Genomic DNA, 20,798 nt, shown 5'->3' with positions numbered 1-20,798 from the left:
GTTTGTTTCAACTTTTGGTTTGGCAAACAATGTAATCATTTGTGAGGAAACTTGGGTTGATTCCTCTTAAAATTGAAACTTGTACCCGAAGTCGGGGAAGAACCCGATTTGGTCCACTCGGTCCACATTGTTGGTCAAACGGTTGTAGCGGCGCACAAAAATATTTTCATTGTTGGTCACATTTTGGAGGTCAAAATAAAACTGATGTGATTGTTTTTTCTTTCTGCTGTTGATTTTGAGACCAAACTTCACATCCCACCGGAAATAATCATCATATTGTTGGGTAAAGGCCAAGTCTTCCTGCAACACTTCATAACCAGCTATTTGCGAAGCTTCCAAATCAACGGGAGTGTAATAACGCCCACCAGAAGTGGTAAGTCGGGTGTCTACAAACCATATATTTTTTCCAGATGGACCAGCCTTGAATTCCTTTCCGGCCAAAAGGTTGACCACATAGCCATTGTTGAAAGGTGAATTGCGTTCAACTTCGTCACTGCCTTCGTATTTGCTTTCAAAAAAGGAGCTCGTCAATAAACCATAATACCCTTTGCTGAAGAATTTTTCCAAAGTAAGTTCGATACCTTGGTTAAAACCGGTTCCTTCATTCACCAGGGAGACCCGATCATTATCAAAACCAAAGTCAGCACCTTCGGTCAAGGTGGAATAACTGGATGGAAAAGCTTCAACCCCTGCCTTATCAATATCTTGATAATAAATTTCCACCTTGCCTCGCCAGCTATCGGCCAAGCGAACATCATAGCCCAAGACATAATGGCTGCTTCTAACAAAATCCAATTCCCGGTTTGTCTGCTGGATTTCACCGTTCACATTTTCATTCAAAAACAAAAGGGGCAAGGGAATGGATTGATGGTGAAGTCCATATCCGAGATTAAGGGTGTGGTTGGGAAATAGGGCATAATTTAGCGCGGCACGAGGTTCCCACACAAATTTGCTGTTCAATGAGCTATATTGAGCATGAAGACCTACATTCAAGGTCAATTTTTCGGTGACCCTGAGCTGTCCTTGGATGTAAGGTTGCCAGAGGGTAATATTTTCATCAATATCCCTAAAATTAACCAGATCTGGGTCGCCATCACCATTATTGTCCCCTTGTTCCGTTCGATCCAACAACAAACTCTGAATATTGAAAGTTTCTAATAACAATCCAGTTCTAAAGGTGAGTCTGCCGCTTAGTTTAGTATTATAGAGTGAAGAAAAGGTAAACCGAGTTTCGGAATTATCAGCTTCCGTATAGCGAACCAGTCGTTCTTCTGGTGTATCCATATCCAAATAGCGGTCGGTTTTGAAATTGTTTCCGGAATAGGACAGGGAAGCCACGGTCCGTAAAAATGAATTTTGATTCAGGCTTAAATTGTATTTCAAACCTAATACCCCAAACTGTGAGTCTACATAAGAGTTTTCATCCTCGGCGGCAAATAGGTCATCCGGGTCAATATCATCCCCTTTAAATTCAATATCTGATGTTCCGATAATTCCAAATGCGGAAAGATTTCCAGAATTCACCCTTCCAAAATCAACGTTAAAAGAGATGTCATTATAATTGGGAACGGAAGAAGTTCCCCCAGCGCCACCGACACCTAAAATGCTGGTCATGGAATATCGTGCTGCCACCAAAAAAGAACCTCTGTTTTTGCCCAAAGGACCTTCGGCCATGGCCTCCAAACCTGTAAATACACCAGTTTGAAGGGTGTATTCATAATCATCGGGGTTTCCTTTTCTAAAGCCTAGATCAAATACCCCTCCAATGGCATTCCCATATTCGGCGGGAAACGCAGAGGTAATAAAATCCGAGTTTTTGAGCAGATTGGGATTTAAGGCCGAAACAGGACTTCCGGTGGTTCCAATGGTGGAAAAATGATTGGGACTTGGAATGGGGACACCTTCTAAACGCCACAGCAAACCTGTTGGGGAGTTCCCTCGAATGACAATATCGTTTCTACTATCGTCTGGAGCCGAAACCCCAGCAAAATTGGCGGCTAAGCGACCTACATCACTTCGCCCACCTGAAAAACGGGTCACTTCCTCCACACCAAATTGTCGGGCGGAGACTGTTGCCAGTTTGTTCAAAGGCTCATTTTTATGGTCGGAGTTCGTGAGAATAACTTCATCCAATTGATTAAAAGACTCCAATAGTTGAATGGTAATGAAGGCATCTTTTCCCGTAGTGATTATAACATTGGGAATGGTAGTGCTTTCAAACCCAATGTAACTGACACGTACCGTTTGTCGGCCAATAGGAACGTTCTCTAAAGTAAATCGACCATCAAAATCGGTGATGACACCAGTAGCGATTTCCATGTTCAAAAGTTCAACAGTGGCCCCTTCCAAAGGATTTTCAGATTGTTTGTCTACAACGATTCCCTTTAGCGTGCCCGTTTGGCAAAACATGGAAAATCCGTAAAGGAATGTGAGGACTAAAATTATGTTTTTCATGACGAGGTTTTTTGATTTTAGCCGAAGTTGCCCCAAAGTTTTTCCTAATGGAACTTAAAACTTTTGAACTGTTGTATTTGCTGATGAAGCCGTGTAACGGGCAATTAAGGCTGATATTCGGTTTACTGGAGACTTAAAATCAAGTTAATAGCAGTTAAGCACGGTTCAATCCTTTTTTTGACATTTGAAGTGAGAGAAATTTAGGTGTCACGAGGACTTCAGTATCTTTAACAAATGGTTTTTGGGATGTTCAACAAAAGGGGCGTAAAAAAGCTTTTGTTCCGCTGGATGGTGGCCACTGTGGTGTTTTTCCTAATCAAGGTTACTTCTGAGCACGAAAATGACGCTTGGCATTCATTCTTAAATCCCACTAGTCAATTTTACTATTGGACGGCCTTCCTTTTTTTTATGGTCACTTGGGAGTTTAATGATTGGCTGATTCATAGGGAGCGTAAAAAAGGAAGTCTTGACCTTAATAATAGCCTTAAAATCTATGCGTTGACCATGGCAGTTTTACTGCCTTTGAGCACATTGACCTATTACCTGGCCTTGTTTCCTTTGAAGGACACTTTGGGGATTCAATGTGAGGAACCCGTTATTGTTGAGTTCATCAGCGATGTGTCAAGGGCCTTGTTGATTGGTTCCACAGTAGTATTTGTTAATCTATTTTATTTTTCTATGAAGCACAGGGAAGAAATGGAAGAACAAATGGAAAACCTGAAAAAGGAGATGATTGCTTCCAAATATTCCTCATTGAGAAGTCAGATCAGTCCCCATTTTTTATTTAATAGTTTAAACACACTTACTTCCCTGATGTATGAAGATCGTGATCTTGCTTCGGACTTCGTCACCCGATTGGCAACCAGTTATCGTTACATCCTGGATAATAAGGAAGAAGATTTGGTGAGTCTACAAAAAGAACTCAATTTTTTGGACGCCTATGTTTTTATGATGGAGGTGCGGCATAAGGATGCTATTTCCATACAAATGGATATCAAAGTCAAGGCAGAAGAATATTGGATTCCCACGCTTACCTTGCAGATGTTGATTGAAAATGCCCTGAAACACAATTGGTACTCCAAAGAGAAACCGCTTCAGATTTCCATTACTTCCATTGAAAACAATGCCTTAGCCATAAAAAATAGTTTAAGAAAGCGTGAGCTAAAGGAAGAGACCACCAAATTGGGCTTGGAAAACATTAAAAAGCGATACTCTTATTACACCAATAAACAGGTGCTGATAAGGCAAGAGGACAGTTGTTTTGAGGTAATAATCCCTCTGTTGAGCAAAAAAGTAAACGAAATAAACTTGAAAGAGATATCCTAAATGACAGCAGTTATTGTTGAGGACGAAGAATTTGCGGCAAAGCGATTGACCCAATTGGTTGGAGAATTGACACCAGATATTGAGATTATTGCTGAATTGAATTCCGTAGAGAGTGGGGCTGCATGGTTCAAGAAAAACAAACAGCCCGACCTAGTCTTTTTGGACATTCAACTCAATGACGGTTATGGGTTTGATATTCTGGATGGTATCGAGGATCATCCCCCCGTTATTTTTACAACCGCTTATAATGAGTTTGCCATTCGTGGATTTAAATACAATGGGGTGGATTATCTTTTAAAGCCGATCGTAAAGTCTGATTTAAAAACGGCACTGGAAAAATTCAAAAAGAATGTGACCCGAAACGGCCATACCTCCACTGAGAATTTGGAACATCTCAAACAGCTTTTCCACAAAGAGTACAAACACAGGTTTATGGTAAAGGTGGGGAACCAATTTCGCTCGTTCAATGTAGAGGACATTGCCTATTTTAAATCAAACGAAGGTTTAATTTGCCTATATACCCACACCGGGCAGTCCTTTCCCATTGAATATACCATAGATCAATTGGAGAATATTTTAAACCCCATCCATTTTTTTAGGATCAACCGAAAGTTTATGATATCGGTCAAGTCTGTTGTGGAGATTCATAGCTACTTCAACAGTCGCTTGCTGCTAAAATTACTGCCGAAGGAAGAAGAACAAGTCATTGTATCCCGGGAGCGCACCACAAATTTTAAACGGTGGCTGGATATGTAGGAATTTGCTTATCTTACAGAAGCAAAAGTGAAAAGATGCTCAACCTCAACCTAAAACCTTATTTACGGAATTTGCTAATCATAGTTGTGGTAACTATGCTATGTGTTGTTTTATACGCCTTCCAAACAGGGGATTTTGCCAAGGTAGTGTCACTAGGAATATTAATAGCTGCATCTGCATTTTCGATTGGTGGTGTTTTGGGTTTTATTTTTGGCCTGCCAGTAATAAAGAATGATAACAAAGATGTAGCCTATGAAAAAAACAATTCACTTAAGGAGATAGCTGATTGGATAACCAAAATAACTATCGGGATTACATTGGTAGAGTTGAAAAGTATCATTGGATATTTTCAAGATATTGTTTTGGACACAAGTACCTATTTAGGTGTTGGAGAGTCAGGAATAATTTTTTCAAGTACCCTCCTAATTGAATTTTTCTTCATCGGGTTTACATCAATTTATATTTTCACAATAACGGATTTTGTCAAGTATCTTATTGCCAATGAAAAAAAAATGTCAGAAATCTGGGAGAAAAAAATAGACAAAGTAATATCTAAGAATACCCAGATAGCCAAACTTCCGGTAAATGAAATCCTTAGAATCAATGATGAAGGGAAGGTCAAACTAAAAATTTCAGAAAAAGAGAAAAAGGAAATCCTAGCAATGTATGAAAACTATTTGGAGATTGATGACATCGGTTTGTTGCAAAAATTGGGCAAATTCTTGGTGTATTTCGGAGAATATGAGAAAGCAATCCATGTTTTTGACCACATCTATGAAAAGGACGAAAGAGAATTGTATTCCAAATTAAACTCTGCGTACCTGCAAAGCCAGTATTCCGAAAATGGAGAACAAAATTCTAATAAAATACTTCTAAAATTAATAGAAAAACATAAGGATTTTGCCCCCGCGTATTACAATTTAGCATGTAATTACAGTAGACAATACAATAGGAGCCAACAGGGCAACCAAACTTCAAATCAAAATCAAAATGACGAATTAAAGAAACTGATTGTCCTTAATTTGAAAAAAGCTTTTGAGTTAAGCCCAGATCTCTACCAAATGGCGCTCAAGGATGAAAATTTGGATGACAACCTCATTGAAAAAGCCAAACCCTAATACCTGTAATAGTCCGGCTTAAAAGGCCCTTTTACCTCCACACCAATATATTCTGCTTGGTCTTGCTTAAGCTCAGTCAACTCTGCACCCAAACGGGCCAAATGCAATTGGGCCACTTTTTCATCCAAATGCTTCGGAAGCATGTACACTTCGTTTTCGTATTTGTCGCTGTGGTTCCAAAGTTCGATCTGTGCCAAGGTCTGGTTGGTGAACGAATTGCTCATCACAAAACTGGGATGCCCAGTAGCGCAGCCCAAGTTTACCAATCTGCCTTCAGCAAGAACGACCAAATCCTTTCCATCAATGGTGTATTTGTCCACTTGTGGTTTAATCTCGTCCTTGGTATTCCCATACGCTCCGTTTAACCAAGCCATATCAATTTCATTGTCAAAATGTCCAATGTTGCAAACAATGGCTTTGTCCTTTAGCGCACGGAAATGCTCCTCACGGATGATATCTTTATTTCCAGTAGCGGTAATCACCACATCTGCATTGGAAATAACGGTCTCCAACTTTTTCACTTCATACCCATCCATACAGGCTTGAAGCGCACAAATGGGATCAATCTCGGTAACAGTTACAATGGCACCTGCACCGCGGAAAGAAGCTGCAGTTCCTTTTCCAACATCCCCATAACCGGCAACCACTACACGTTTTCCGGCCAACATGGTATCGGTGGCCCTACGGATGGCATCCACAGCACTTTCCCGACAACCGTATTTATTGTCGAACTTGGACTTGGTCACCGAATCGTTCACATTGATAGCAGGCATTGGCAATGTTCCTTTTTTCATGCGCTCATACAAACGATGAACCCCAGTAGTGGTCTCTTCAGAGAGGCCCCTTATTCCAGTAGCCAACTCTGGATACTTATCAAAAACCATATTGGTAAGGTCACCCCCATCATCCAAAATCATATTTAAAGGCTGTCTTTCCTCTCCAAAAAACAAGGTTTGTTCAATGCACCAGTCGAATTCTTCTTCATTCATGCCTTTCCAAGCATACACGGGAATCCCGGCGGCAGCGATTGCAGCTGCTGCATGGTCTTGGGTCGAGAAAATATTACAGGAACTCCAGGTAACTTCAGCACCAAGGGCAACCAAGGTCTCTATCAATACCGCGGTTTGTATGGTCATATGCAGACAACCGGCAATTCGGGCCCCCTTAAGAGGTTGCTCTTTACCGTATTCCTCACGCAACGCCATTAGTCCGGGCATTTCAGCTTCGGCAAGCTCAATCTCTTTTCTTCCCCATTGGGCCAGGGAAATATCCTTTACCTTATAAGGTACATACGGAATTGTCTTTGTGCTCATAACTTTATATAAATTTACTTTTGTAGCTTCGCTTTTAGTGCGACAAAGATACGAATTCGCTTAATTTTTGGTCATGCCCATTTACAAAACCATAACAGTTTCTCCAACAACATCCGTGTATATTTGGAAGGTTGAAGAACCCGAAGAGGATTTAGCTGATGGAATTAAACTCACGCCTCATTGCCAAAGCCGTATGGATGGTATGAAATCAGAAGCTCACCGAAGGGCTTTTTTGAGTATCAGACACTTAATGGCGGAAGCGGGATATGAAGATCATGATTTATTTTATGACGATTTTGGAAAGCCCCATTTAAGGGATGGCAACCATATTTCCATTACCCATTCCCATAATTTTACAGGGATTATTGTGAGCGAAACGGATGAAGTTGGTATAGATATAGAAATGCAGCGCGAAAAAATCCTTAAGATAGCCCATAAATTTACACCAATAGAGGAATACAAAACCTTGGCCAATACCGAGGCGCTCATTCGGAAACTTACTATTGTTTGGGGTGCCAAGGAATCGCTCTACAAAATATATGCGCAACAAGGGTTGAGTTTTTTAAGGCATATCAACGTAATGGATTTTACCTTTGAGGATTCCCGCACTGTGGCCGAAATTTTATATAAAGGAAAAAAATCGCACTACGAGATTGAATTTTTGGAGTTTGAAGGTTTCACCTGTGTATACGCCTTAAAAATGATGGGAGGATGACGATTCCTTTTTGTAGTTTTGCTCCTGAAAATTCTGCATATCCCATGAAAGTTTCCGTTGAACTTACCCTTACCCCCCTTCAAGATAATTTTGAACCTCCAATCATTGATTTTATCAAAAAATTGCGCTCTTCCGGACTCACGGTTTTGGAAAACCCGATGAGCACACAAGTGTATGGGGAGTACGATAAGGTCATGGAATTGCTTCACACCGAAATAAAGGAAACATTTGAGAAGCTAGACCATGTAGTGTTGACCATGAAAATGGTTAAATCTGATCGAAGCGACTATGAACCCCATTTTTGATTTCTTCCTTGGTCCATACGAGGATCGTGAACTCTCCCTCATCATATTGGAGGCCACTGCCTTTTTATTTGGAATAGCCAGTGTGGTCTATGCCAAAAGGGAAGATATCATGGTATATCCCACAGGATTGGTGGCCACGGCCATAACCACCTATATTTTCTTTGTAGATCGACTCTTGGGCGATATGATGATGAACTTCTACTTTTCCATAATGAGTATTTATGGTTGGTGGAACTGGGCCAGAAGAAAAAATAACCGGGAATTTGTGGTGAAGATTTCCAGAACCAGCACCAAGGAAAAATGGGTTGGATTCGGTCTTTTCCTCCTTACACTATTGGTCACTTTTGGAGTGTATAAAGCCTTTGGGGCGGAAATTAAGGTCACCAATTATGTTGACATCCTAACTTCGGGAATCTTTTTTACCGGAATGTGGTACATGGCCAACAAAAAACTCGAAAACTGGACCCTTTGGATCATAGGGGATATCATAACCGTGCCCTTATACGCATATAGAGGATGGGGCATGTTCTCATTGCAATACCTTATCTTCACGGTATTGGCCATTCAGGGATATTTAGCATGGAAGAAAGACTTGGACAAGACCCTACAAACCTCATTAAAGTAGTCCTTTTTGGACCAGAATCCACAGGGAAGACCACACTTTCCATAGAATTGGCTGAACACTACCAAACGGAATGGGTTCCGGAATATGCTCGTGAATACCTGCAAGACAAATGGGACAGGGAACAAAATACCTGTGAGCCCAAAGATCTTCTGCCCATTGCCCACGGACAAATGAAATTGGAAAATGAGTTGGCCAAAAAAGCACATAAAATTCTCATTTGCGATACCGATCTTTTGGAAACCAAAGTATATTCAGAGGCGTATTATTCAGGTTCTTGTGATCCAATTTTGGAGAAATATGCGTTGCAGAATTCCTATGACCTATATCTGCTGACCTATATTGATACTCCATGGGAAGCAGATGATCTTCGGGACAAACCCAATGAACGGGAACGGATGTTTGCGTATTTCAAAGAGACTTTGGAAAAATATCACAGGAATTTTATTATTTTAAAGGGAGATAAAGCATCTCGGCTTTCAACAGCAATAAAACACATTGATAAACTTCTCCATAACATGATCGATTTAAGTCCAAAAGACTTGGAACAATTGCAAAGCAAAGGCATTTCCAAAGAAAAAGTAGCCCGCCAAATTGAAACCTTTAAAGAGGGAATCCCGTTTGTAGATTTGGTGAAAGCCGCTGTTGTTTCCAATGGTATTCTCCGATTTTCAGAACAGGAGCAAGAGGAACTTATTCAATACTTTGAAAATTCAAGGGGTAACTTGGATCTTTTGAAATTTGTTCCTGCCTCGGGGGCCGCATCCCGAATGTTTAAGGCCATGTTCAATTTTGTGGATGCGTATGACCCATCCAAAGAATCGCTTTCAGTCTACATTGAGCGAACCGGGGATTCCGATGCCAAAAAATTTACCGATAATCTGCATAAGCTGCCCTTTTACGATTTGATTATGGGACAAATTAAGGGCAAGGCAGCCAATAAAGATGAGGAAGCCTATCTCTTTGTAAAGGAAATGCTGATGGAAGATGGACTCAACTACGGATTCTATCCAAAAGGTTTGTTACCATTTCACCAGTATGAATCAGGCAGTGCCACCCCATTTGAGGAGCATTTAAAAGAGGCCGCCCTTTACGCCAAAACCGATGGCAAGGCCAATCTTCATTTTACGGTTTCAGAACAGCATGATGAAATGTTCGCGGAGGAGGAGTCCAAAGTAGGACCAAAAATTTCAAAATCTACCGATACCGAATTTCAGATTTCCTATTCAAACCAAAAACCATCCACGGACACCATTGCCGTGGATATGGAAAATAAGCCTTTCAAGAACAGTGATGGTTCCATTTTATTTAGGCCAGGAGGCCATGGGGCACTCATTGAAAACCTGAACGATCAAGATGCCGACATCATTTTCATCAAGAATATAGACAATGTGGTGATTGATAAAAATTTGGAAGCAGTAGCTAATAGTAAAAAGATGTTGGCCGGAGTACTTAAAAAAGTTCAGGATAAGGCGTTCGCCCATTCTGAAATGTTGGATAAAGGCAATGTTCCACCAGAAACAGCAGATCAAATCAAGGCCTTTTTGGAAAAGGACCTTAACGTTCGCATGCCCGATAACTATGATGACCTGTCGGTTGATGAGCAATTGAGAATTTTACAGGAAAAACTAAACAGACCTATTCGAGTTTGTGGTATGGTCAAAAATGAGGGCGAACCCGGCGGCGGCCCATTTTGGATAAAGGATGGGGAGGGGAACATTTCACTGCAGATTATTGAGTCTGCACAAATAGATATGTCCAATGACGAACAAGCCGCTATTTTAAAAAATTCAACCCACTTTAACCCGGTAGATTTAGTTTGTGGTGTACGCGACCACAAAGGTAAAAAGTACAACCTGTTGGATTTTGTAGATGAGAAGCAAGGGTTCATAACGGGCAAAACCCAAGAAGGAAAAGAACTAAAGGCTTTGGAACTACCCGGTCTTTGGAATGGTGGCATGGCCTTTTGGAACACCATTTTTGTTGAAGTTCCCTTGGTTACCTTCAATCCAGTAAAAACAGTCAATGATTTATTGAAGCCTACCCACCAGGCCTAAAAAATTGAATCACAGATAGTTGAAATCCGCTCTCCAAAAAGGCGGATTTTTTTGTTCAATATGTGACCTTGTCCAAAAGATGGTGTCAAAAAGATAACGAACCATCCCATACAAAAAACAAAATGGGACAGACTGTAAATGACAGGTACCGGTTATTTGAAATTAGGTTGGTTGATTTGGTTAGGAGGCCGTGCACTATGTACGGCTTTCTTTTACAACCATAAATTGATAAAGGAACGAAACAACAATGCTGTACAAAATAATTCTATTCCTAAACATCATCTCATAGGCCATTGTTATTTACGTATTGGCATCTTATGTAAGGGATATGAGAAGAAGAAACGAACATAAAAATCAGGATGATGCTATGCAATAAACACTAATCATGCATTTTCCACCATGCCAAACCTGTTGATAGTCTTTTTCCTTGGGACTATGATCTTGGCATTGAAAGGCTGCTTCGGCAGCCTTTCTTGTATAAAAATTATACGGTTTTGGGAATTCATTACACAGTTTTACACAGTTTGGCTAATTGAACAAAAACTATAAAAATCTTTTATTCAGGTAGTTACATTTATTTTTGACTGATTAAAAATCTTGGCACTGGTTTTTCATATAGTTAGTCAAGTTTAACAATTAAAATCATATACCATGAAAAATCTAGTTTTAGCAACCGTATTATCTTTTGTTGGATTCACAGCTTTTGCCAGTGTAGAAGCACCTGAACTGAGTGTAGATAAAGCAACCGTAATCACCGTTGGGGATTTTGAGGAAATCAATGTTTCTGACCTTCCTGAGGCCGTAACAACCGCTGTGGCACAAAATTACCCCACTGCAACAGTGGACAAGGCATATAAAAATGACAAAGACCAATATAAATTGGAATTGTCCTTAGAAGATGGTACTCAAGGTACCGTATATGCTGATGCCGAAGGAAATTGGATTGAGATGTAATAGTTTTCGATACCGTGTTAGGTTAGTTAGTTTGGTTAGAAAGGGCTGCATTTGCAGCCCTTTCTTTTTGTGATAATTTTATAAAACTTAGGGCGTCTCTTAAAGTGTCGTCATCGTATATTAGTTACTGACACGATTATGCCCAAAATCTTGATCATCGAGGACGACACTTCTTTCTGTCAAATGCTGCAAAAGTTTTTGACCAGGCATGGTTTTGAGGTTAACACAAGCTATTCCATACAAGAGGCAGAAGAAGAGTTAAAAAATTCAACCTTTGATGTTATCCTATCCGATGTGCGGCTTCCAAAAGGAAATGGGGTTTCATTGCTCTCACAGATAAAACAAAATTCTTCAAAAACCCAAGTAATTTTAATGACGGGTTATGCTGAGGTAAAAACGGCTGTAAACGCCATGAAAAAAGGAGCGTTTGATTATATTTCCAAGCCATTTACCCCAGAGGAGATTCTTTTGGTCATCCAAAATGCGCTGCAAGCTAAACCCGATTCAAAACTTGAGCCCAACAAAAGGCAACCTCAGAAAAAGGAAGGGCGACGTCAATTTCTGGTTGGCGAAAGTGAAAAATCCAAAAAATTACAGCAGTATGTACAATTGGTAGCCCCCACCAATATGTCCGTTTTATTGACTGGGGAAAGTGGAACGGGAAAAGAAGTAACGGCCAAGTCCATTCACGAAGCCAGTAAGCGAAAGGGCGAAAGATTTGTGGCCGTGGATTGCGGTGCTATTCCCAAAGAAATCGCCACCAGTGAATTTTTTGGTCATGTAAAAGGTAGTTTTACGGGTGCCATTGAAGATAAAATAGGGCATTTTGAAGCAGCCAATGGGGGCACTCTTTTTTTGGATGAGGTAGGGAACCTATCCTATGAACATCAAATTCAATTGCTTCGCGCCATTCAAGAACGAAAAATAAAACGGGTGGGCAGTACCAAAGAGATTCAATTAGACCTTAGAATCATTGCCGCCACCAATGAGGATTTATTGGAAGCTGTTGCAGAAGGTAGTTTTCGGGAAGACTTGTACCACCGCTTGAACGAGTTTTCCATTGAGGTGCCTTCTTTACAGGAACGCAATGAGGATATCTTGTTGTTTGCCAACTATTTTTTGGATAAATCCAACATCGAATTAGATAAGGAAGTATTGGAATTTTCGGAAGAGGTGAAACAAATGTTCTTGCAGTATTCATGGCCGGGGAACCTGCGAGAGATGAAAAACATGATAAAACGAGCTGTTCTCTTCACAGAAGGTGATACCGTACTGCCAAAATCAGTTCCTGATGTTGTAGCCAATGGCGCGGGAACCAGAACTCCTCAGAACTTTTCAAAATCAGAATTTGAAAAGGACAGGATACTGAATGCTTTAAAGCAGACCAATTTCAACAAGACCAAAGCGGCCAAACTCCTCCAAATGACCCGGAAGACGCTCTACAACAAAATCAGTCACTACCAACTGAAAGTCTAGCCAAATACCCCATAATTGCCTTTTCTAGCTGCAAGACCTTTTTTTTCAAATGGGTTACATCTGAAAAGACCTTCTTGTTGTGGGCATCCCCATCCAAATGTTCCAATCGCTCAAGAATTGGGATAATCCCATGAACTTCCAATTGGCGGAACATGGGTAGCATTTTATGTGATATGGACCGTATCTCATCCGCATCGTTCTCTTCAACGGCCAGAGTAATGAACTCCATGTTCTTGTGGGTACTCTTCATAAAAACTTCAAGTACTTCCATAACGGCATGTGTGTCTTCCAAAAAGCTGACAATACTTTCTGTATTGAACAGGTTTGAGGTTGGCTTGGGAATTTCCTCCTTTAAGTGAGTTTCATGCTGTGGTGACTCTACATTGCCATTTACTTTTGACAGAATGCTTAATAACGTATCGCTGGAGAACGGTTTTTGAAGAACATCAATAAAACCTGCTTTAAGATAAGGGGTCTTATCCTTGACTTTTTGACCTGTCATGGCAATAACCGGTTGGCCCTTATAGTTGGCAATCCGATTTCGTTTTAATTTTTCCATCACCTCAAAGCCGTCTTTTCCGGGCATTTGAATATCAGTTAGGATAACATCGTATGCTTCGGGAGTGGCTTCCGTAAGTTTAGAATAGTGATTAAAAGTACGGACTTCAATTTTATTGACTTGACATATTTCTTCCAATAGGCCCAACATATTTTCGTCGTCATCAAGAATGAGCATTGATAACTTTTTTTGGACGCCCCGTTTTTCGGGCACCTTATGGGGAAGGGGGGTCGATGAAAACTCAAGTGGGAGTGATAGAGTAAAGGTACTACCCTTGTTTTTCTCGCTTTCCAATAGCAAATTCCCGCCCAAAAGTTCCGTTAGTTTTTTGGAGATGGTGAGGCCCAGCCCGTAACCGCCATATTTCTTTTCGGTGTCATTTCCGGCTTGGGTAAACTCCTTAAAAATCAATTCTTGTTTTTCTCTTTCAATCCCAATGCCGGTATCTGCGACCTTAATAATTACTTTATTTCCTTTAACGTAGCAATCGATTTTCACAAACCCTTCGTGTGTAAACTTGAATGCATTGCCAATGATGTTGGTTAGGATTTGACGGATTCGGAAGGGGTCACTAATGATGGGTTTGTCCAATGCCTCGGAAATATCCAGACGGAGTTCCACGCCCTTTTTTGAGTGAATTTCCCTAAAATGTAGTGCGGCGTCCTCAATAAGTGTGGAGAGCACAAAAGGAACCTTATCCAAATGTATCTTTCCAGCTTCCAATTTTGAGAAATCCAAAAGATCGTTGACCAGATTCTCAACATAACCTGAAGCTGATTTTACGTTCTTCAGGTATTTCTGTTGCTTTTCATTAAGGCCACTGTGCTCCATTAGCTCGGTATAACCGCTAATTGTGTTTAGTGGCGTTCGAAGATCATGACTTACGGTAGCGATCAGTTGTTCCCTGCTTTTTAATAGGGATTCCGAGTTTTTCTTTTCCCGCTCTAATTGATCTCGATAGCGTTGTATTTTCCAAAAATCCTGAGAAATGAGGAAGGTGAAAATAATTACGATCAATAGTCCCAAAACAATTGCACCCCCTGCCAACCGGGTACTCCGTCTTAGAATTTGTTGCTGTTGAAGGTTGTCTCGAAAAGCCTTTTGAACTATATCGCGTTCAAACGTGGAAATAATACTTCGCATTTTCTGGGAGAGCTCCAAGTCTGTTCGATAAATTTCCAGCTCTTTTTGAAACATAGAGCGCTCAAGTGCCGCATTTTCCACTTTTGCCTTATTTAGAATTGACTTGGAAACCTGAAGAATGGAATCTATGTTGTTGGCATTGGTGTTTCCATTGGGGTCTGGAATATTTTTGTTAAGGATGGCCACATATTTACGGATGGATTCCTGATTTTCAGATGATAACTGATTAAAGTTGGGTACGAAGGTCTCTGGGGTAATCCGTCCCATATCTACCTCCATTTTATGGAAAGCTTCGAGTATGGAATCAATAGAGGTGGAATTTTCATTCTCCACTTTTAATTTTCGTAGTTCCGCGCTGTTGTACACCTTTTGCTGAAGTAATCTTTGCACACTGTCCAACTTAGCCACTTGGGTTCCTGCTTTATTATCAATCAACGGCTTTAATGAATCAATAAGGACATTTATGGAATCCACTTTTTGTGAATAGACCCTAAGATCTTTGGTCTTTTTTGTCTGTAAAGCCAGTTTGGACAGGTTTTCAGCCTCATACAGATTGGTTAACAGCACATTGGTTTTTACCAATTTTAAACTGTCGTCCTCTTTGTTTTGTGAAGCTGTATAACTTTTGAACTCCGAATAGATAAAAGCAGCGGCCAAACAGGCCAGTAGCCCTAAAACCAAATAGCTGCTTATGATTTTTAACGTGAATTTCCTTTTGGATTTACGGTTCATAGCCATCAGTTGATAAAGTATATACGCTTTGAGGTATACCACATAGTTGTTATCAAAAGTTAATTTCTGTGGATTCTTATGAAAAAAGATTGCTGCTTTTTACATTTGCAGCCATCTCAAAGGGGTGCTTAAACCTCGAACTTGAATTGGGTAGGTCCTAAAACAAGTTCAGGACAAGCTGAGATTATACCCAATGAACCTGGGCGGGTAATGCTGCCAAGGGATTGCGCCAAAGCGCATCTTGGAATTTCTATGTTTCCTTAGAAACAAAAATCAAATAGCAACAAGAATAATGACCCCTTTTATTCGTAAAATTTTTACGGATGAAACCGCTTTATTCAATTATTCAGTGCAGGACCGCAGCACTAAAATGTGGCACAACACGACCGACAAAAAATAGCAAACGGTATCGCGTTAAAAATCTGTTCGCAACATTGGCCCTGTCAGGGCTGGCACTTGGAATGAGTGCCCAAGAACAGCAAACCGATTCTTTGGAAGGAACAAAAGTGGTGCTGGATGAGGTTCTTGTCCAAGCCATTCGGGCGACCAAGGAATTTCCCATTACGTTTTCTAATTTAGATCAGGAGGAGATTACACCTCGAAACTTGGGGCAGGACATTCCCATTCTAATGAACTTTTTACCAGCTGTGGTCACAACCTCCGATGCAGGTGCTGGAGTGGGCTACACAGGAATTCGGGTGCGGGGTAGCGATGCTACCCGCGTCAACGTTACCATCAATGGTATTCCCTATAATGATGCGGAATCGCAAGGCACCTTTTGGGTAAATATGCCCGATTTTGCCTCATCAACCCAGAGTCTGCAATTGCAACGTGGTGTGGGAACCTCTACCAATGGGGCTGCCGCTTTTGGGGCCAGTTTAAACCTGTTGACGGATGCTTTTTCGGAAGAATCCTATGCCCGGATTTCTTCTTCCGTAGGAAGTTTTAACACACTGCGGAACAACATTAAGTTCAGTACGGGACTCCTTAACGATCACTTTGAAATATCGGGGCGATTGTCCAGAATTACTTCCGATGGTTATGTGGATAGGGCAAGATCGGATTTGGACTCTTATTTTCTGCAAGGAGTGTATCAAGATGACAACACCTTGGTGAAAGCATTACTTTTTGGCGGGCATGAAATCACCTATCAAGCATGGAACGGAATCACGGCTGAAGAATTGGAAACCGATAGGACATTCAATTCTGCTGGTATTTATACCGATGAGAACGGAAATGTACAATTCTACGACAATGAGGTCGATAACTATAAACAAGACCATTTTCAATTGCATTGGAATGAAACTTTAAGCCCTGAATGGAGCACCAACCTGGCACTGCACTACACCCGCGGACGTGGTTTTTTTGAGCAGTACAGGGAAGATGAGGATTTTTCTGAATACGGTTTGGAGCCCATCGCTATCGGAGGAGAAACCATTGAGACTACGGATTTAATACGCAGGAGATGGCTGGACAATGATTTCTATGGTATTGTTTTTTCGGCCACTTATAATAAGGACAACCTTCAGTTGATTCTTGGTGGAGGGTATAATGAGTACAAAGGAGACCATTTTGGGGAAATCATTTGGGCCCGTTATGCAAGCGATAGTGAGATTGAAGAGCGCTATTACGATGACAATTCAACAAAGACAGATTTGAATCTATATGCCAAGGCTAACTATCAATTAAACCGCAAGTGGTCCATTTTTGGCGATGTGCAGTATCGCGGGGTTAGCTACCAGGCCAACGGTGATGATACCGGTTTGGTTGATGACACCTTTAATTTTTTCAACCCGAAAGCCGGAATAACATTTGATTTGAACCAGAACAACAATTTCTATTTGTCATACGCTAGGGCCAACCGCGAACCCAACCGCAACGATTATGAAAATGGTAGCCCAAAACCCGAAAAATTGAACGATTTTGAGCTGGGGTGGCGTTACGTTTCCCCAGATTTCCAGTTGAATACCAACGTGTACTACATGCGCTATAAAGACCAATTGGTGCTCACCGGGGAGCTCAATGATGTTGGGGCACCTTTGCGTGCCAATGTGGGCGACAGCTATCGTTTGGGCTTGGAAGTGGATGCAAATCTACGATTGGGAACCAAGTTTAAGCTACGGCCCAATATTGCCTTGAGCGATAACCGAAACCTCGATTTCTTTTTTCAGCGGGATGGAGAGCTTCAGGATTTGGGAAATACCCACATCGCCTACTCACCCCAAGTGGTTGCTGGAAATGTTCTCGCTTTTCAGCCCAATGAAAACTTGCAAGTATCATTGCTGTCGAAATTTGTAGGGAAACAATATATGGGAAATATTGATTCAGAAAACTCAACCTTGGATAGCTATACCCAAACCGATTTCAATGTACAGTACGTGATTGAAACCGGTTCGTTTGTAAAGAGTATTGTGCTTTCGGGCTTGGTGAACAACATTTTTGATGCCGACATTGTTTCCAATGGATATTTCTTTACGTATGATGATGATTTTTCCAATCCCGGAACCATCACCACTATTGAGGGGGCAGGGTATTACCCACAAGCTGGAATCAACTTTTTGGTTGGTGCCACCATTAATTTTTAAGCAATGTGAGGAAAGAAAAGCGACAGTTCAAGTGAAATACTAAAAGGATATTAACGAGAACTGTGTTTTAAGCGATTGTTTTTAATGGGATTCTGTACATTTATAACCAATGACAGAATCCCATTTTCTTTTTTCCGAAGACAAGCCCCTTAAATGGGGGGTAATCGGTTGCGGAAGCGTGGCCGAAAAGAAAAGCGTACCGGCCTATCAAAAAACGTCTGGTTTTGAAGTGCATTCCGTAATGCGGCGTGATGCCCAAAAGGCTGAAGATTATGCAAAAAGACACCATATTCCAAATTGGACAACAGATGCCAAAACCGTTATAGAAAACCCAGATGTTGATGCCATATACATAGCCACACCTCCGGACACCCATAAATTGTACGCATTACAAGTAGCAGTAGCAGGAAAACCCTGTTGTATTGAAAAGCCCATGGCTCCGAATTATGAGGATAGTTTGGAGATCTACCATGCGTTTGAAACCAAAGACATTCCTCTTTTTGTTGCATACTATCGCAGGTCTTTACCCCGTTTTCTCAAAGTAAAACAATGGCTGGATGAGAAACAAATCGGTGAAGTGCGCCATATCCATTGGCAAAAAACGCAACCACCAAATGAATTTGATTTGAGCGGAAAGTACAATTGGCGAACGGATAAAATTGTGGCGCCAGGGGGCTATTTTGACGATTTGGCAAGTCACGGCTTGAACTTGTTCTCGTTTTTATTGGGAGACATTGAGAAAGCAAATGGTGTTGCCACCAACCAGCAGGGGTTGTATTCCGCCTATGATGCCATTGCAGGTTCTTGGATACACAATACGGGTATCACAGGTGATGGGGTTTGGAATTTTGGAACGCAAAATCGTGTTGATAAGGTTGAACTGTTGGGTTCCGAAGGAACCATAACCTTTTCGGTATTGGATGAGGCTCCAGTGGAGTTAAAAAATGCAGCTGGACACCAAGTTTTGGAAATCCCGCATCCAGAGCATGTGCAACAGCATCATGTGGAAAATATCAGAGACCATTTTCTAAGGAAAAGGGAGCATCCTTCTCTGGGGAAATCAGCTTTGCATACCAGTTGGGTCATGGACCGGATTTTGGGTGTGATTTGAATCTTACCAGAGCTGATGTACCTCTTTTTTAATGTACTTCTCGTAAATGGCCTTGATTGCCTGATTTTGTTCGGTTGTTAGCGGCGGAAGTTTTGTCGCCTCCAAATTGGAATGTAAATGCTCCGCTTTTGAAGCCCCCGGAATGATGCAGCTGACCTCAGGAAAGTCCAAAATCCACCGTAAGGCAATAGGGGCCAAATTATCATGATCAGGAAATAGTTTTTTCAATTCTTCAACAGCTTCCAGACCCAATTCAAAAGGAATTCCCGAAAAAGTTTCGCCTTTATCAAAAGCTGCACCCTCGCGATTAAAAAAGCGGTGGTCCTCCTTTTCAAAAGTGGAGTTGGAAGAAAATTTACCCGTTAGCAGACCGCTCGCCAAAGGCACACGAACAATGACACCAACATCTTTCTTTTTGGCCTGTTCAAAAAATAGTTCAGAAGGCCGCTGCCGAAACATATTGAAAATGATTTGTACGGTGGTTACATTGGAATATTCCATTCCTTTCAAGGCTTCCTCAACTTTTTCAACACTCACCCCCAGATTTTTTATTTTTCCTTCATCTTTTAATCGGTCAAAAAGCTCAAAGATTTCCGGTCTGTAAAAGACTTCAGTAGGCGGACAGTGCAGTTGGATAAGGTCCAAACACTCCACCCCTGAATTTTTAAGACTATCCTCTACATACTTCCGCAACGCCTTTACGGTGTACCCTTCGTTTACATGTGGGTTGATTTGCCGTCCACATTTGGTAGCCACATAAATTTCTTCAGACCTGGATTTTATCACCCTGCCTACGGCAGCTTCACTGGCCCCAGCTTCATACACATCGGCCGTGTCTATAAAATTGATTCCGGCATCAATCGCTTCATTGATAATGCGTTCCGCTAGGGCATCATCAAAACCAGAGCCCCACTTGCCTCCCACTTGCCATGTTCCCAAAGAGATTTCAGAGACATTAAGTCCCGTTTTTCCAAGTTTTCTGTATTGCATGCTACTTTTTTAGTTGGATATGGTTACTATGTTTCCGCTTTGTGTGGCGCGATAAAAAAGAAGGTCGTAGTATCTCTTCCCATCATCGGGACGGTCCAATTGCTGTCCTGTGAAAAGGCTATACGTAAAACCTTCGCAATCGCAAACCACATTTTGTCCATCAATGCTCATGGTAGAGCAATTGTTGGGGGTATGGTTGGGACAGCTAGCTTCGAAGGCATAATAGCTGTCCAAACTGGATTTTATGACAAAAGCGCCCCGAGTGCCCACTCCATTGTTGCCTACATATACAGGATTCCCTATGGTGTTCAGTCCACTGTAGAGTGGAAGGTTTAAGTTAAGCTCAAACCTGAAACTCACTTCTTGGAGATAGGGATTTCTGTTGGTACTATCTGAACTACAGGAGATTAGAAGGATAAGTAGGACGCCGCCCCAAAACTGCTTCATAGTATGGATTTCAATTCATCGCTCTACAAAGTTGAACAAAAATTACCTATATTTGCGTTAAATCCTCGCAAAAAACCATGCAGGTCATGGTAATCGTTGAGGATTTTTTGTATTTGTAGAGAACAAGACCATTGG

At 41.2% G+C, this 20,798-nt stretch carries 16 protein-coding genes and 1 riboswitch; of the genes, 11 read left to right on the top strand and 5 right to left on the bottom strand.

All coding sequences use genetic code 11. The annotated features are described in order from the left end of the window. Positions 1-66: 66 nt before the first annotated feature. Positions 67-2,454, bottom strand: a complete 2,388-nt coding sequence (locus tag AB1A65_RS02780; RefSeq protein ID WP_366585417.1) for a TonB-dependent receptor — start codon at positions 2,452-2,454, stop codon at positions 67-69. A 246-nt stretch (positions 2,455-2,700) separates the two neighbouring features. On the opposite strand from AB1A65_RS02780, the gene AB1A65_RS02775 reads away from it, so the two are divergent. Genes AB1A65_RS02775 through AB1A65_RS02765 form a run of 3 tightly spaced genes read left to right on the top strand, consistent with a single transcriptional unit; the run spans position 2,701 to position 5,654 of the window. Continuing rightward, positions 2,701-3,780, top strand: a complete 1,080-nt coding sequence (locus AB1A65_RS02775; protein WP_366585415.1) for a histidine kinase — start codon at positions 2,701-2,703, stop codon at positions 3,778-3,780. Then, a complete protein-coding gene (locus tag AB1A65_RS02770) occupies positions 3,781-4,536 on the top strand; it encodes a LytTR family DNA-binding domain-containing protein (protein ID WP_366585413.1) in 756 nt (251 codons plus the stop codon). It begins immediately after the preceding gene. Positions 4,537-4,571: 35 nt separating this feature from the next. Continuing rightward, the gene (locus tag AB1A65_RS02765) at positions 4,572-5,654 is read left to right on the top strand and encodes a hypothetical protein (protein WP_366585411.1); all 1,083 of its coding nucleotides are present in this window, start codon (positions 4,572-4,574) and stop codon (positions 5,652-5,654) included. Here the strand turns inward: AB1A65_RS02765 and ahcY are convergent. Then, on the bottom strand, positions 5,651-6,967 hold the full coding sequence (gene ahcY, locus AB1A65_RS02760) for an adenosylhomocysteinase (protein WP_366585409.1): 1,317 nt from the start codon (positions 6,965-6,967) through the stop codon (positions 5,651-5,653). The two genes, AB1A65_RS02765 and ahcY, sit on opposite strands and share 4 nt — an antisense overlap. Before the next feature lie 73 nt (positions 6,968-7,040). Here ahcY and AB1A65_RS02755 point away from each other — a divergent pair, with 73 nt between their 5' ends. The 6 genes from AB1A65_RS02755 to AB1A65_RS02730 all read left to right on the top strand — a co-directional run bounded on the left by AB1A65_RS02755 (position 7,041) and on the right by AB1A65_RS02730 (position 13,096). Continuing rightward, positions 7,041-7,682 carry a 4'-phosphopantetheinyl transferase superfamily protein gene (locus AB1A65_RS02755; RefSeq protein ID WP_366585407.1) on the top strand — a complete coding sequence of 214 codons (642 nt, stop codon included), beginning with the start codon at positions 7,041-7,043 and terminating at the stop codon, positions 7,680-7,682. 44 nt (positions 7,683-7,726) lie between these two features. Continuing rightward, the gene (locus tag AB1A65_RS02750; protein WP_366585405.1) at positions 7,727-7,987 is read left to right on the top strand and encodes a thiamine-binding protein; all 261 of its coding nucleotides are present in this window, start codon (positions 7,727-7,729) and stop codon (positions 7,985-7,987) included. Continuing rightward, positions 7,971-8,612, top strand: coding sequence for a nicotinamide riboside transporter PnuC (gene pnuC / locus AB1A65_RS02745; RefSeq protein WP_366585403.1), 642 nt, complete (start codon positions 7,971-7,973; stop codon positions 8,610-8,612). Before AB1A65_RS02750 ends, pnuC begins: the two co-directional genes overlap by 17 nt. Continuing rightward, on the top strand, positions 8,567-10,666 hold the full coding sequence (locus AB1A65_RS02740) for a DUF4301 family protein (RefSeq protein WP_366585401.1): 2,100 nt from the start codon (positions 8,567-8,569) through the stop codon (positions 10,664-10,666). The genes pnuC and AB1A65_RS02740 overlap by 46 nt, the downstream gene beginning before the upstream one ends. Before the next feature lie 651 nt (positions 10,667-11,317). Beyond that, positions 11,318-11,620: a hypothetical protein gene (locus AB1A65_RS02735; protein ID WP_366585399.1), complete on the top strand. Its 303-nt coding sequence runs from the start codon at positions 11,318-11,320 to the stop codon at positions 11,618-11,620. Positions 11,621-11,758: 138 nt separating this feature from the next. After that, positions 11,759-13,096, top strand: a complete 1,338-nt coding sequence (locus AB1A65_RS02730) for a sigma-54 dependent transcriptional regulator (RefSeq protein WP_366585397.1) — start codon at positions 11,759-11,761, stop codon at positions 13,094-13,096. Here the strand turns inward: AB1A65_RS02730 and AB1A65_RS02725 are convergent. Further along, positions 13,071-15,530 carry an ATP-binding protein gene (locus AB1A65_RS02725; protein WP_366585395.1) on the bottom strand — a complete coding sequence of 820 codons (2,460 nt, stop codon included), beginning with the start codon at positions 15,528-15,530 and terminating at the stop codon, positions 13,071-13,073. The two genes, AB1A65_RS02730 and AB1A65_RS02725, sit on opposite strands and share 26 nt — an antisense overlap. A 110-nt stretch (positions 15,531-15,640) precedes the next feature. Further along, positions 15,641-15,771: riboswitch (TPP riboswitch) on the top strand. A gap of 220 nt (positions 15,772-15,991) precedes the next feature. On the opposite strand from AB1A65_RS02725, the gene AB1A65_RS02720 reads away from it, so the two are divergent. Further along, positions 15,992-18,115 carry a TonB-dependent receptor gene (locus AB1A65_RS02720; protein ID WP_366587038.1) on the top strand — a complete coding sequence of 708 codons (2,124 nt, stop codon included), beginning with the start codon at positions 15,992-15,994 and terminating at the stop codon, positions 18,113-18,115. A gap of 109 nt (positions 18,116-18,224) precedes the next feature. Then, entirely contained in the window at positions 18,225-19,226 is a 1,002-nt protein-coding gene (locus AB1A65_RS02715) for a Gfo/Idh/MocA family oxidoreductase (protein ID WP_366585393.1), read from the top strand. Positions 19,227-19,229: 3 nt separating this feature from the next. Here AB1A65_RS02715 and AB1A65_RS02710 read toward each other — a convergent pair whose 3' ends face one another. Together AB1A65_RS02710 and AB1A65_RS02705 are read right to left on the bottom strand one after the other, a co-directional pair. Continuing rightward, positions 19,230-20,216: an aldo/keto reductase gene (locus AB1A65_RS02710; RefSeq protein ID WP_366585391.1), complete on the bottom strand. Its 987-nt coding sequence runs from the start codon at positions 20,214-20,216 to the stop codon at positions 19,230-19,232. 9 nt (positions 20,217-20,225) lie between these two features. After that, a complete protein-coding gene (locus AB1A65_RS02705) occupies positions 20,226-20,663 on the bottom strand; it encodes a hypothetical protein (protein WP_366585389.1) in 438 nt (145 codons plus the stop codon). Between the last annotated feature and the right edge of the window lie 135 nt (positions 20,664-20,798).

This window comes from Allomuricauda sp. ANG21 (assembly GCF_040705235.1).
Taxonomy (GTDB): domain Bacteria; phylum Bacteroidota; class Bacteroidia; order Flavobacteriales; family Flavobacteriaceae; genus Flagellimonas; species Flagellimonas marina.
This window is presented reverse-complemented; position numbering and strand designations above follow the sequence as displayed.